We start from the raw sequence: 14,555 nt of genomic DNA, 5'->3' as shown, positions 1-14,555 counted from the left end.
GAGGTGTTTAAATGGTTGTTGAACATAAAAATTCTGATCAGCATCTAATAGATTCGAAAACTAATGGTAGTAGCTGGAAAATCTGGTTGAAAAGGCTTTGGAAAAGTAAAACGGGAACTGTAGGCCTGCTGGTTATATTTATCGTTATACTAACTGCGATATTAGCCCCTGTTTTAGCGCCATTTAATCCAAATGAGATTGATCCTGAGAAAATGTTAGTTCCGCCTTTTTGGAGCGAAGGTGGATCAATAGAACATCTTTTAGGAACAGATAATTTAGGCAGAGATATCCTAAGTAGGATTTTATATGGTTCTAGAGTTTCCTTATTAGTAGGAATTTCATCTGTAGTTTTAGCTGGTATATTAGGTGTTTTTATTGGACTAATTTCGGGATATTATGGTGGATTTCTAGATACTATTTTAATGCGAATAGTAGATGCATTTTTAGCTATTCCTAATATTCTATTTGCTCTAGTTTTTTTAGCAGTATTTGGACCAAGCGTTGTTACGTTAATTTTCGTTCTTGGTATAACAAATTGGGTATCATATGCACGGATTGTTCGCGGTGAGACATTGTCAGTGAAAGAAAGAGAATTTGTAAAAGCCGCAAGGGCAATAGGCGTAAAAAATATGATGATTATCATGCGGCATATTCTACCAAACGTCATTTCTTCATTTATCGTCATATCAACATTAAGTGTTGCAACAACTATTATTATGGAAGCTTCATTAAGTTTTCTTGGCCTTGGGATTCAGCCACCTACTGTCTCATGGGGAGGGATTTTAAGTGATGGCCGTGATTATTTGGCGACTAGCTGGTGGTTAGCAACCTTCCCAGGATTAGCAATCACTATTACTGTCTTAGCAATTATTTTCTTAGGGGATTGGTTAAGAGATATATTAGATCCCCGTACTAAAGGATAGGGGGGGATAAAATGAGCGAAGATAAAATTTTACTAAAAGTAGAAAATCTTCATACGTATTTCATAACTGAAACTGGGACTGTTCCATCAGTAAATGGAGTAAGTTTTGAAATGAATGAAGGGGAGACTGTAGCAATTGTAGGTGAATCAGGGTCAGGTAAAAGTGTTACCTCATTATCTATAATGGGTCTTATTGAATCTCCTGGGAAAATAGTAAATGGGAAAATTAAATTTAAAGATAAAGAGCTAAACAAATTACAAGAGAAGGAATATCGCCATCTACGAGGAAATGAAATCGCAATGATTTTCCAGGAACCATTAACTTCTCTAAACCCGCTATTTACTGTTGGAAACCAGATTTCAGAAACTATTGTCTTGCATCAAAAGATAGATAAAAAAACTGCAAGAAAACAATCAATAGAAATGTTAAGACATGTTGGTATACCAAGTCCTGAAAAAGTATATGATTCTTATCCTCATGTATTAAGCGGAGGGATGAGACAACGAGTGATGATTGCTATGGCTTTATCTTGTCGTCCTTATTTATTGATTGCGGATGAGCCAACAACTGCGTTAGATGTAACTATACAAGCACAAATATTAAATTTAATGCGTAATCTGAGTAAAAAACATGGAACTTCAATATTATTAATAACGCATGATTTAGGTGTTGTAGCAGAAATGGCAGACAAAGTAATTGTTATGTATGCAGGCCAAGTAGTTGAATATACAGATGTTTTTACGCTATTTCGCGAACCCAAACACCCTTATACAAAAGGATTGTTAAATAGTACTCCAAAATTCTTTGAAACAGACGAAAAGCTTGAATCTATTGAGGGAACTGTACCAACAATTAATGATATGCCAAAAGGTTGCAAGTTTCATCCGAGATGTCCATATGCAATGGAAAAATGTGTAGTAGAAGAACCACAAATAATGACGAGATTTCCTGGACATCAAATTAGATGCTGGCTATATGAGGAAGGGGGAAACTAAATGGTCAACTTACAAAATCAGTCTAGAAATGGTCAAGATGTGATAGAAGATAAAATTTTACTAGAAGTGAACGGGCTAAAAAAGTACTTTCATGTTGAAAAAAATCAAATTTTAAAGGCTGTAGATGGTATCGATTTTACTGTTCTACAAGGCGAAACATTAGGGATTGTTGGAGAGTCAGGTTGTGGAAAATCAACAACAGGAAACTTATTAATCCATCTTCTTGATAAAACAGAGGGGACAATTATTTTTAATGGTCTAGATATGGACAAAATGACGAAAGAAGAAATGCGAAAAAGTCGTGCGGATATTCAGATGATTTTCCAAGATCCGTATTCTTCTCTTAATCCTAGAATGAGAGTAAAAGACATAATAGCTGAGCCTATCAAAACACATACTAAATTATCAAAAAAAGAGATAAATGATGAAGTAAATCGATTACTTGATGCTGTTGGTTTAGATCGCTCATATGGAAATAGATATCCGCACGAATTTAGTGGGGGTCAACGTCAAAGAATTGGTATTGCAAGAGCAATTGCATTAAGACCAAAGTTAGTTATTTGTGATGAACCAGTATCAGCACTTGATGTGTCGATTCAAGCGCAAATCTTAAATTTGTTGATGAGACTTCAAAAAGAATTTAAATTGACGTTCATATTTATCGCTCATGGTTTACCCGCTGTCAAGTATATTAGTAACCGTATTGCCGTAATGTATCTTGGGAGGATTGTTGAGATTACGACAAAAAATGAGTTGTTTGAAAAACCTATGCATCCGTATACAGAAAGTCTCGTATCAGCTGTTCCTTTGCCAGATCCTACAATTAGGGATAAGAGGGAACGTATTGTTCTACAAGATGATATTCCAAGTAATTTAAATATACCTACAGGATGTAGATTCCATTCAAGATGTCCTTATGTTCAAGATATTTGTAAGATGAAGGAACCTTCTTTAAGCGAGTTAGAGAAGGGACATCAAGTTGCTTGCTTTTTTCCAAGAAACTTAAACTGATTAGGGAGGACTTAACTTATATGATTTCTTATGAACAGGGTACTCAAGTGTCAATGCTAAAATTATTAGAAGAATTAGTTAATATAGATTCTGGTTCCACATATAAAGAAGGAATAGATTTAATTGGCGATATTTTATCTAAAGAGTATCAAAAACTAGGATTTGATGTACAGGTTAACCATCAAGAGAGAAACGGGAATAATTTGGTCATAAGGCATAAAAGCGCAGAGAACCCTAAAATTATTCTAATAGGACACATGGACACTGTGTTTAAAAAAGGAACAGTTCGTAAGAGGCCGTTTAAAATTATAGGAGACCGAGCCTATGGACCTGGTGTCATTGATATGAAGGGAAGCCAAGTTGAGTTATTATACGCGATGAAGGAATTGGTAGAAAATAATCATTCTGTAGCAATTAAAAACGTAGAGATTGTTTTGAATAGTGATGAAGAGATTGGTTCACCAATTTCAAGAAGTCTCATCCAAAAAGTTGCTTTTGGAAAAGAATATGCCTTGATATTGGAGCCTGCACGAAAAGATGGTTCTATTGTTAGCGAAAGAAAGGGAGGTGGAAATTATAAGCTAATTATTCGAGGGAAATCAGCCCATTCAGGCATTGAACCGGAGATAGGTGTTAGCGCCATTGAAGAGTTTGCACATAAGGTCATTAAACTACATAGTCTTAATGATGAAGAGGAAGGGATTAATGTTAATGTTGGAATAATTCGTGGTGGTATTGCTGCCAATGTAGTAGCTCCCAGAGCAGAGGCTTATATCGATGTCCGAATCAGTAAAATTGAGCAAATGAAAATATTATCAAAAAAAATCAAAGAAATTTGCTCAGTATCAGACGTTCCAGGTACAAAAATAGAATTAATCGGAAGTATTGATCGTTATCCTATGGTAAAAGATGAGAAATCCCGAAAATTGTTATCAATCATTAAAGAAATCGGTTGTGAAATGGGAATAACCTTAAAAGACGTATCAACAGGAGGAGGTTCAGATGCTTCTACTACCGTTTCTTTAGGTATCCCAACTATTGATGGTTTAGGGCCAGTTGGAGGAAGACCACATAGTGAAGATGAATATTTAGAAATACCTTCGCTAGTCGAAAGAACCAATTTACTTATAAATATTATAAAAAGATTAAGCGAAGATAAAAATTAAATCTCAATAAAAAAGAATTGTTCTTCAATTAATTATAGAAGAACAATTCTTTTAGCTTTAATGTAGTAGCTTAACGTTGTCTACTTATTTGTAATTTCAGCAACTTTTTCAAGTGCAATGATAAAAGGTGGGTCGTTTTTTTGGTTGATAAATTCGTAGCGTAGAACATGAACCTTTTTCTGTGGAAGGTTTGAAACGTATTCGATTACTTGATCACGTTCTTCTTTTCCGCCTTCATGACCATAATAGACGACTAAAACAATCATGCCACCTACTTTTAAAAGTTTTAGTAAACTTTCAATTGCTTGCAAAGTTGTATTTGGTTTAGTGATGATTTGATGTTCACTTCCGGGTAAATAACCTAGATTGAAAATAGCTGCACTGATCGGCTGTTGTACATATTGAGCCACGTTCTCGTGTCCATCTAAAATAGTAGATACTCTATTTGCCATTCCAACTTCGGTTAACCGTTTATTTGTAGATTCAATTGCCTGTTGTTGCACATCAAATGCAAAGACATGACCGTTTTCGCCTACTAATTGAGCGAGAAATGTCGTGTCGTATCCGTTACCAGCAGTGGCATCTACAACGATGTCTCCAGTTTCCACAGTTTCTTTTAATAGAAATTGAGCGTATTGTAAAACGCGTTGTAATTTCATATTACTTGCCTTCTTCCACTTTGTAGAACTTACCTTGCCAACTTCCACGTCTTTCTAATTCGGCATCTATCCCATTTAAAACTTCCCATTTGTTTACAGACCACATTGGTCCGATCATTAAGTCGATTGGTCCATCACCAGTGATTCGTTGAACAACCATTTCTGGTGGAATTACTTCTAATTGGTCTGCTACTAAATTGATGTAGGCATCTTTGTCCATTAGTTCGAGCATACCTTTTTCATATTGTTTAACGAGTGGAGTGCCTTTTAACAAATGAAGTAGATGTATTTTAATCGCTTGTACATCTAATTTTGCTACTTCTTTGGCAGTTTCCATCATCATATCGTAATCTTCTAGTGGTAAACCATTGATGATATGCGTACAAACACGAATACCGTGTTTGCGAAGTTTCTCTACACCTTCAATATAAGTGGCATAATCATGTGCGCGGTTGATCAAATTAGCAGTACGGTCATGCACTGTTTGTAACCCAAGTTCAACCCATAAATAAGTCCGTTGATTTAATTCGGCTAAATATTCCACAACATCTTCGGGCAAGCAATCGGGTCGAGTCGCAATACTTAAACCCATAACACCTTCACATGCAAGAGCTGCTTCAAATTTTTCTTTTAGAACTGCAAGTGGCGCATGTGTATTGGTATAGGCTTGGAAATAAGCCATTGTCTTACCGTCTTTCCATTTATGTTGCATTTTTTCTTTAATTTTTTCAAATTGAACAGGGATTGGATCAACACGGTCACCCGCAAAGTCACCTGAACCTGCAGCACTACAGAATGTACATCCTCCAAACGCAACTGTGCCGTCACGGTTTGGACAGTCAAATCCGGCGTCTAGTGCAACTTTATAGACTTTACATCCAAATTCATCGCGCAAATAGCGATTCCATGTATAATAACGCTTCCCATCTGAAGGAAAAGGAAAGTCGTTGTTTTTTAAATCTGTCATAATTTCAACTCCTCAACTTCTTATTTTATCACGGTTAAGTGAAAGAGGACGAATACTTTCTATTAACAGTCTAAAAGATATAAATTGTGTATATTGGTTGTGCATTTTAAGAAAGGTTGATAGTATTACTTAGATGCGCGAAATAAATTAGAATTTTATTTAGTTTATTGTTTGTAAACGTGATATAAATGGAGGATTTGCAATGCCTAGAAGTGTTTGGTTATTAATTATTGGGATGCTTATCAATACTGTAGGTAGCTCATTTTTATGGCCATTAAATACAATTTATATGCATGATCATCTAGGACAATCGCTATCAGTTGCAGGGCTTGTGCTTATGGGGAATGCTGCGGCAGGTGTTATTGGTAATCTAATTGGTGGCTATGTTTTTGATAAATTTGGTGGCTTTAAGTCAATTCTGTTAGGAACTATTATCTCGATTCTTGGTTTGATTTGTTTAGTAATTTGGCATGGATGGCCTCATTATGTTTGGTTTTTAACTTTAATTGGTTTCAGTGGGGGAATTGTATTTCCTAGTATGTTTGCGATGGTTGGCACTGCTTGGCCAGAAGGGGGAAGAAAAGGATTCAATGCAATCTACCTTGCCCAAAATTTAGGAGTCGCAATCGGTCCAGCGTTAGCTGGTGTAGTTGCCAATAAGAGTTTCGACTATTTATTTGTTGCAAACTTAATAATGTATATACTATTTTTCTTTGTCGCTTTATCTTATAAAGGTATTTCAACAGATAATGGAATGGCACCACCTTCAGTAATTAGCGAAAGTAGTAATATAAAGAATCGTTCGACACTAAATGCACTTATTATTTTGGGAATTGGATATCTTTTAAGTTGGATGGTTTATACCCAATGGACAACAACAATTTCCTCTTATACTCAAGATCTGGGTATATCTTTGAACCAATATAGTTTACTTTGGACAACAAATGGGTTGTTAATCGTATTAGGTCAACCACTTATTAATCCGATTGTTAAGAAAATGGGGGAATTTTATAAAGGTCAAATCTTTATAGGTATTGTTATTTTTATCATCTCATTTGCTGTGGTCAGTTATGCAGCTACATTTAAAATGTTCCTTGTGGCCATCATGATATTAACTTTTGGAGAAATGTTCGTCTGGCCAATAGTGCCGACTATTGCGAGTTCGCTTGCTCCAAAAGGAAAAGAAGGTTTTTACCAAGGACTTATTAATAGTTTTAGTGCGATAGGTAAAATGATAGGACCTTTTTTAGGAGGGGTATTGGCAGATCAATACGGTATGAAGATTACATTCTTTGTCTTGATCGGTATATTGGCCATTGCTTTGATACCTTACATGCTTTATGATCGTCCGTTAAAACAAAATGAAAGAGATAATGCTTGATAGTTTGTCGTATGTACTACATGCAAAACTTCATATTTTTCGGGGAGTGGATCTCGAGTGCATTTTCTCCTATAAATCTAAAAAAGATGAATTCGTATAAAAAACGAATTCATCTTTTTTATTGAACTAGTATCGGCTACCAAATTCTTGTGTACCATAAGTAGGCATTTGTGCATTAGGTATATTTTCTACAACACCTACACCTATTTCTTTGAAATTTGCATTTAGAATATTTGCGCGGTGTCCAGATGAATTCATCCAGCTATTCATAAAATCAGCGGCAGTACGTTGACCAGTTGCGATATTTTCACCGGCATAATAATACTTGTAATTTGCTTGTCTTAGAATAGTATCGAAACTACCATATACAGGACTATAATGAGAAAAATAATGGTTTTTTGCCATGTCCATTGATTTAATTATTGCGATTTTTGTCAACATAGGATTTTCTTTTAATGCTTTACGACCTTCTTTGGCACGTTCTTTGTTGACAGTTTTAATAATTTCTTGTTGCTTAGCTTTATTTCCATAATCTATATAGCTGTCAACAAATTCTCCACTTTTAATCCATCCCACTGAAACATGAATCCAACCATTTTCTGTTGTTTTCGATACATGGTATATCCCACCGTTCAATGTGCTGGATTTCTTTCCATTTACTTTATTATAAAGAGTTGTTTGTTTATTTAAGTATACATAATTACCTATAAAACCGTCTTTCACCCATTTTCCACTTGTTGTTTTCATCCATTTTTTTGATGCAAGTTGGGCAATTTTAAGTTTAGTTTTGGCAGGGGCTATTGTAAGTGTTCCAAAACCACCTTTTGCCTTAAAGTATTGGCTTTTTTGTTTAAGTGTCACATTTAATTGTTTAACAATTAGTTTTCTTTTAATCACTCGAGTATTTTTCGCTTTGTCTTTTACAGAGTAGACTAGTGTATAAGTACCCGCTTTTTTTAAGTTGTATTTTCCAGTTACTTTAATCTTGTTGCTAAGATTCCCATCCACTTTGTCATAAGCTGACACCCCTTTTAAAGGTTGGAATGTTTGTCCTATGTATACAGTTTTAGTTGTTACCCCTTTGATACTAGGTTTAACTGTATCTTTAGTTGTCGCGTTAGCGGTTATAGATCCTAGTGCTAAAGTTGCTCCGAGGATAGCTGCTGTTATGAAAGATTTTATTTTCATATTTTCCCCTCCGTTTCCATGCATAATTTTACTATTTATCATAGAATCGTACAATGATGCATAGATATCGGGTATAAATACTTATATTAACATTACGTAAAATAGTATAAATGTAAAATTAATCTATATATGAAAACCAATATCATCAAAATGAGAAAATAGGAAATTATTAATTATCGTATTTAAATATAGATTTATAAGAATAGAAAATATTTAAATTCATATATTTACTTATAAACCCAAAAAATCTCTAAAACTATTAAAATTTCAGGGAATTAAAAGAGTCTTATTTTTCTTACAAAATAGTATAGGGATCATTATTACGAAAAGGAGGGGCTGGGTTGAAAAAAATTTTCAGTTCTGCAGAAGAAGCAATAGATAATCTTCAAAATGGTATGACGATTATGGTAGGAGGATTTGGCTTAGTTGGTATACCTGAGCAACTAATTATCGCTATCGAAAAAAAAGGAGTAAACGATTTAACAGTCATTTCTAATAACTGTGGTATCGATGACTGGGGGCTAGGCTTACTCTTAAAAAAGAAACAAATTCGTAAAATAATCGCTTCATACGTTGGAGAGAATAAAGAATTTGAGCGACAAGTGCTTACTGGTGATATAGAAGTTGAATTGATTCCACAGGGAACGTTGGCAGAAAAAATCCGCGCTGGTGGAGCAGGAATACCGGCTTTTTATACACCAGCTGGAGTTGGTACACAAATTGCGGAAGGAAAAGAAATACGGAAATTTGGTGATAAGGATTTTTTACTGGAGGAGTCACTAGTAGCGGATATCGCTTTTATAAGGGCTCATAAATCGGATACATTTGGAAATTTACAATATAACAAAACAGCACAGAATTTTAACCCAATCATGGCTGCTGCAGCCAAAACAACAATTGTAGAAGTAGAAGAAATAGTTGAAGTAGGCCAACTTGAACCAGGTACCATTCATACACCAAGTATATATGTACAAGGAATATTCCAAGCAAAACAGCAAAAGCGAATTGAAAGAATAACTACACGTTCATAGGGGGAGAGCATTTGAATATTCGTGAAAGAATCGCTAGAAGAGCGGCAGAAGAAGTAAAGAATGGGAATTATGTGAATCTAGGAATAGGGATGCCGACTTTAGTTGCAAATTTTATAGAAGGAAAAACTGTAATTTTGCAATCAGAGAATGGATTATTAGGAATCGGACCTTATCCTACTGTAGAAGAACTGGATCCAGATCTGATCAATGCAGGTAAAGAAACAATCACAACTGTACCAGGAGCTTCTTTTTTTAGTAGTGCGGAATCCTTTGCGATGATTCGAGGAGGACATATAGATGTAGCTATATTGGGGGGGATGGAAGTATCTGAAAAAGGAGACCTTGCCAATTGGATGATCCCAGGAAAAATGATAAAAGGAATGGGAGGCGCAATGGATCTTGTCCATGGAGCCAAAAAAGTAATCGTTATTATGGAACATAATGCGAAAAATGGGGCTCCAAAGATTAAAAAGGATTGTGAGTTACCGCTGACTGGAAAAGAGGTAGTTGACTTGATCATTACCGAAAAAGCAGTGATAGAAGTAACAAAAGAGGGATTAGTATTAAAAGAGATAATGGATGGATTTACAGTAGATGATGTAGTAAATAGTACTGAGGCCGAATTGATTTTAAGGTGAATCATGTATGTTCTTCCTACTTCTAATGGAAGTATCTATTTATAAGAATTTCACAATTTTACTAAATCTCTTGTCAATTTACGTAACTTCGATTAGAATATAACTCAATATGATATGACTGTGAAAGGGAATAGTAGGTTTATCTTGATTTTAAAGAGAGCTAGCGGTTGGTGGAAGTTAGTAAATCGGTAAATTGAACTCGCCCAGGAGTCACTATGGTGAAATAAATGATAGCCAAAGTCGTTTTCCGCGTTAAGGAATCAAGTTGAGTGCTAACACTAATTTGGGTGGTACCGCGGGAGATTTTTGCTCTCGTCCCTTTTATAGGGACGAGAGTTTTTATATTTCACGGAATCTTCCATATTAGAAGTGAACGAACTATCGTTGTTTAAACAAGAAGGAGGAAGAACCATTGAACTTTAATCATCAAGAAATCGAGAAAAAGTGGCAAAAATACTGGGCTGAACATTCTACATTCAAAACAGTAAATGACAATTCAAAACCAAAATTTTATGCATTAGATATGTTCCCTTATCCATCTGGGGCTGGTCTACATGTAGGACACCCTGAAGGATATACTGCAACTGATATCTTATCACGCTTCAAACGTATGCAAGGCTTTAATGTCATGCATCCAATAGGCTGGGATGCTTTTGGTCTTCCAGCGGAACAATATGCACTTGATACAGGGAATGACCCAGCTGAATTTACACTAAAAAACATTGCTACATTTAAACGTCAAATTCAAGAATTAGGCTTTAGCTATGACTGGGATCGAGAAATTAACACAACTGATCCAGAGTATTATAAATGGACACAATGGATTTTCATCCAACTTTACAAAAAGGGTCTAGCTTATATTGATGAAGTTGCTGTAAACTGGTGCCCAGCTCTTGGTACAGTACTTGCAAATGAAGAAGTTATCGATGGTAAATCAGAACGTGGTGGTCATCCAGTTGAACGTCGTCCGATGAAACAATGGATGTTGAAAATTACAGCATATGCTGATCGTTTAATCGATGATTTAGATGAAGTGGATTGGCCAGAAAATATTAAAGATATGCAACGTCACTGGATTGGCCGTTCTGAAGGTGCTGAAGTAGATTTCAATATTAAAGGTACTGACAAACATTTCCGTGTATTTACTACTCGCCCTGATACACTATTTGGTGCAACATACACAGTCCTTGCTCCAGAACATGCATTAGTAAAAGAAATTACAACTGATGCACAACGTGAAGCTGTAGAAGCATATCTTGACAAAGTAAAAGTGAAATCAGATCTTGAACGTACTGATTTAGCAAAAGAAAAGACTGGTGTATTCACTGGTGCTTATGCAGTGAATCCTATTAATGGTAGAGAAATTCCTATTTGGATTGCAGATTATGTATTATCTAGCTATGGTACAGGTGCAATCATGGCAGTTCCTGCACATGATGATCGTGATTATGAATTTGCAAAACAATTCAATTTACCAATCATTCCTGTATTGGAAGGCGGAGATGTGACAAAAGAAGCGTTCACTGAAGATGGTCCACATATCAACTCTGGTTTCTTAAACGGTTTAGGCAAAGCGGAAGGTATTAAAAAAGCAATCGAATGGCTTGAAGAAAACAAAGTCGGTGAAAAGAAAGTTTCTTACCGTCTACGTGACTGGTTATTCTCTCGTCAACGTTACTGGGGTGAACCAATTCCTGTCATTCACTGGGAAGACGGTACAATTACTACAGTTCCTGAAGAAGAACTTCCATTAGTTTTACCAAAAACATCTGATATCCGTCCAAGTGGTACAGGTGAATCACCACTCGCTAATATTGAAGATTGGGTAAATGTTGTAGACCCTGTAACAGGTAAAAAAGGTCGTCGTGAAACAAATACAATGCCACAATGGGCTGGTTCAAGTTGGTACTTCTTACGCTATATCGATCCACATAACAAAGAAGCTATTGCAGATCCAGAATTATTAAAACGTTGGTTACCAGTTGATATCTATATTGGTGGTCAAGAACATGCAGTGCTTCACTTGCTATATGCTCGTTTCTGGCACAAAGTTCTATATGATCTAGGTGTTGTTCCAACAAAAGAACCTTTCCAAAAACTATTCAACCAAGGTATGATCCTAGGTGAAGGTAATGAAAAAATGTCCAAATCAAAAGGAAATGTTGTAAACCCTGATGATATTGTTGCTAGTCACGGTGCTGATACACTTCGTCTTTACGAAATGTTCATGGGACCACTTGAAGCTTCAATTCCTTGGTCTACAAATGGTTTAGATGGTGCACGTCGTTTCTTAGATCGAATTTGGCGTCTATTTGTTAACGAAGAAACTGGTTCACTTTCAGATAAAATTAAAGCTTCAAATGATACAACTTTAGAAAAGGTTTACCATCAAACAGTTCAAAAAGTAACAGATAATAACGAACATATTCGTTTTAACACATCTATTTCACAAATGATGGTCTTTATCAATGAATGCTATAAAGCAGATGTTGTACCAACAGCATATGCTGAAGGATTTGTGAAAATGCTAGCACCAATTGCTCCTCATATTGCTGAAGAACTATGGACTATACTTGGTCACAAAGAAACAATCACATACGAACCATGGCCAACATTTGATCCAGCAAAACTTGTTGATGATGAAATTGAAGTAGTAGTTCAAGTAAATGGTAAAGTACGAGCAAAACTAATGGTAGCAAAAGACGCTTCACGTGAAGAACTAGAAAAAGCAGCATTAGCAGACGAACATGTTCAAGAATTTATCGCTGGCAAAGATATTAAAAAAGTCATTGCTGTACCAGGCAAATTAGTAAATATCGTTGCAAAATAAATCTCATTTCAATATTTAATTGATATATTAGGCATTAAAAAATATATTTTTCTTATTTGCAAATATTTATATAAAACAATATTGAATCTTATGAACCTTAGCCTAAAACCACGTTATTCTGTATAATTAGAATAACGTGGTTTTTTAATTCATAATTGTATTAATATGGTAATCATATGAATCAATGATATAAATAGAAAAAGTGAGATATTGTTGGTATTAAAAAATTAAAATATATTTATCTAGGAATTGGAGGGAAACAATTGAAAAGTAAATTATTTTTACTCATGTTTTTATTCGTTTTATGCGCCATGCCAATCGTTTCAAATGCAGAAGAAAATAGTTCTACTCCTGAAGCCACAGATGCTTACACTTTAGAGTTACCTTCAAAATTTAAAACAGTGGAAGTAAAGAAAAACGTAAATTTAACTATTGTTAAAAAATATAGTGATGGAAGAACGGAGCAAATTGAAAATAATAATAATGTTCTATGGAAGAGTTCAAATTCTTTAATTTCCATTAAGGGCAATCAATTAGTACCAAAAAAAATTGGAAAAGTTACGTTAACTGTTACTTATGAAGGGAAAACAAACAGCTTTGATATTAAAATCGTAGATACAAAAAAGCCTGTTCTATCGGGTGTTTCCAATAAAACAGTCTATTTAAAAAGTAAGTTTAATGCTAGAACAGGCGTAAGGGCAACTGATAATTATGATGGCAATATTACTAAGAAGATTACAGTCAAAGGAAAAGTGAATACTAAAAAAACGGGGAAATATACTTTGACATACTCAGTAAAGGATTCCTCAGGCAATAAAACAGTGAAAAAAAGAATAATAACTGTTAAGAAAAATAATTCCCTTGAAAGTAAATTTAGAAAATATTATGAGGCAGATGTTATACTCTATCTTCATAAGAACTTAGTGGATTCTAAATGGAGAGATAACTATGAAAACATGATTGGTCTGGTACCAGCAACAGATAAACATTTAAAGGTTATGACTTTAGTGGGATCTTCAGGTAATTTAAAAATAGAAAAAGTAGTTATTGCTTCAAATAACAAAAAGAAAACTTTTAAGTTAGAAAAGAATGGTCTAATATTAGAGGACTCTCAGTATGAGTTTTTTAAAAAGAATATATCAATAAAGCGTGAGGTAAAAGTAACTTTTACAACTTCTCAAAAAACGTTTGTAAAAAAGCTTTCCAAAAAAGAGGTACAAGCATTAGTCGACGCTATTAAATTATATGAAAAATGGTAGTAGGTAGGTTATATTAATTCAATTAAAAAGTCAATAACGAAAGAAAAAGGAGCTGTATTTAGCTCCTTTTTTTAAGGCCTTTTCAACAAACCAAATAAGATATCGATAAAATAGAGGATAGTGAGTATTACGTGTATTGTCCAGCCAAGGAAAGGTATCCAAGTTAACAAAGTAAGAAGGATAGCAAGTGTTGGCACAATTTTCGAATGTCCAGTAACAAATCGCATTACAAGAACAATTACATGTATAACGAGAGCAGTGGTTATAGCTGTATAGCCAGAAGCGATGATAATAGTGCCTCCTAGAACAGGAATCATTAGAATCAGCTCATAGAGAAATGCGATAATTGATGGAATAAAGAACATTTAGTTTCCCTCCAAAGTATTATTAAAATATTTACGAATAAGTAAGATGTTTGGTTTCAAATTGTTTGAGTAATTATACTTCATAACCATTTCAAAAACATTTAATGTCTTTTAAAACTTTCAAAGACTTAAATCGTATATA

At 34.7% G+C, this 14,555-nt stretch carries 13 protein-coding genes and 1 other annotated feature; of the genes, 9 read left to right on the top strand and 4 right to left on the bottom strand.

Going from position 1 to position 14,555, the window contains the following annotated elements; translation table 11 throughout:
• Positions 1–11: 11 nt before the first annotated feature.
• Genes Q0977_RS02550 through Q0977_RS02535 form a run of 4 tightly spaced genes read left to right on the top strand, consistent with a single transcriptional unit; the run spans position 12 to position 4,095 of the window.
• Complete coding sequence (locus Q0977_RS02550; protein WP_119416834.1) at positions 12–923, top strand: ABC transporter permease; 912 nt, start codon at positions 12–14, stop codon at positions 921–923.
• A gap of 11 nt (positions 924–934) precedes the next feature.
• On the top strand, positions 935–1,918 hold the full coding sequence (locus Q0977_RS02545) for an ABC transporter ATP-binding protein (RefSeq protein WP_119416835.1): 984 nt from the start codon (positions 935–937) through the stop codon (positions 1,916–1,918).
• The gene (locus tag Q0977_RS02540; RefSeq protein ID WP_119416836.1) at positions 1,919–2,929 is read left to right on the top strand and encodes an ABC transporter ATP-binding protein; all 1,011 of its coding nucleotides are present in this window, start codon (positions 1,919–1,921) and stop codon (positions 2,927–2,929) included.
• A 20-nt stretch (positions 2,930–2,949) separates the two neighbouring features.
• Positions 2,950–4,095 (top strand): M20 family metallopeptidase, encoded by a 1,146-nt coding sequence (locus Q0977_RS02535; RefSeq protein WP_119416837.1) that lies wholly within the window; start codon positions 2,950–2,952, stop codon positions 4,093–4,095.
• Positions 4,096–4,175: 80 nt separating this feature from the next.
• Here the strand turns inward: Q0977_RS02535 and Q0977_RS02530 are convergent, their stop codons facing one another.
• Positions 4,176–4,754: a class I SAM-dependent methyltransferase gene (locus Q0977_RS02530; protein ID WP_119416838.1), complete on the bottom strand. Its 579-nt coding sequence runs from the start codon at positions 4,752–4,754 to the stop codon at positions 4,176–4,178.
• Position 4,755: 1 nt separating this feature from the next.
• Positions 4,756–5,721: a TIGR01212 family radical SAM protein gene (locus Q0977_RS02525; RefSeq protein WP_119416839.1), complete on the bottom strand. Its 966-nt coding sequence runs from the start codon at positions 5,719–5,721 to the stop codon at positions 4,756–4,758.
• A 202-nt stretch (positions 5,722–5,923) separates the two neighbouring features.
• On the opposite strand from Q0977_RS02525, the gene Q0977_RS02520 reads away from it, so the two are divergent.
• A complete protein-coding gene (locus tag Q0977_RS02520; RefSeq protein WP_119416840.1) occupies positions 5,924–7,102 on the top strand; it encodes an MFS transporter in 1,179 nt (392 codons plus the stop codon).
• Between the two features lie 126 nt (positions 7,103–7,228).
• On the opposite strand, the gene Q0977_RS02515 is transcribed toward Q0977_RS02520, so the two are convergent.
• Positions 7,229–8,290, bottom strand: coding sequence for a CAP domain-containing protein (locus Q0977_RS02515; RefSeq protein WP_158582397.1), 1,062 nt, complete (start codon positions 8,288–8,290; stop codon positions 7,229–7,231).
• A gap of 341 nt (positions 8,291–8,631) precedes the next feature.
• Between Q0977_RS02515 and Q0977_RS02510 the strand changes: the two genes are divergently transcribed.
• From Q0977_RS02510 to Q0977_RS02495, 4 genes are all read left to right on the top strand, one after another.
• Positions 8,632–9,321: a CoA transferase subunit A gene (locus Q0977_RS02510; protein ID WP_119416842.1), complete on the top strand. Its 690-nt coding sequence runs from the start codon at positions 8,632–8,634 to the stop codon at positions 9,319–9,321.
• 11 nt (positions 9,322–9,332) lie between these two features.
• On the top strand, positions 9,333–9,959 hold the full coding sequence (locus Q0977_RS02505) for a 3-oxoacid CoA-transferase subunit B (protein ID WP_119416843.1): 627 nt from the start codon (positions 9,333–9,335) through the stop codon (positions 9,957–9,959).
• Positions 9,960–10,070: 111 nt separating this feature from the next.
• Positions 10,071–10,282 (top strand) — a binding site (T-box leader).
• An 89-nt stretch (positions 10,283–10,371) separates the two neighbouring features.
• Positions 10,372–12,789, top strand: coding sequence for a leucine--tRNA ligase (leuS, locus tag Q0977_RS02500; protein WP_124218639.1), 2,418 nt, complete (start codon positions 10,372–10,374; stop codon positions 12,787–12,789).
• 263 nt (positions 12,790–13,052) lie between these two features.
• The gene (locus Q0977_RS02495; protein WP_119416845.1) at positions 13,053–14,048 is read left to right on the top strand and encodes a DUF5011 domain-containing protein; all 996 of its coding nucleotides are present in this window, start codon (positions 13,053–13,055) and stop codon (positions 14,046–14,048) included.
• A gap of 71 nt (positions 14,049–14,119) precedes the next feature.
• Here Q0977_RS02495 and Q0977_RS02490 read toward each other — a convergent pair whose 3' ends face one another.
• The gene (locus Q0977_RS02490) at positions 14,120–14,413 is read right to left on the bottom strand and encodes a hypothetical protein (RefSeq protein ID WP_119416846.1); all 294 of its coding nucleotides are present in this window, start codon (positions 14,411–14,413) and stop codon (positions 14,120–14,122) included.
• Positions 14,414–14,555: the final 142 nt, after the last annotated feature.

Source organism: uncultured Rummeliibacillus sp. (genome assembly GCF_934216135.1).
Lineage (GTDB): Bacteria > Bacillota > Bacilli > Bacillales_A > Planococcaceae > Rummeliibacillus.
The sequence above is the reverse complement of the archived record's forward strand: the minus strand, read 5'-3'. Positions and strand labels throughout refer to the sequence as shown.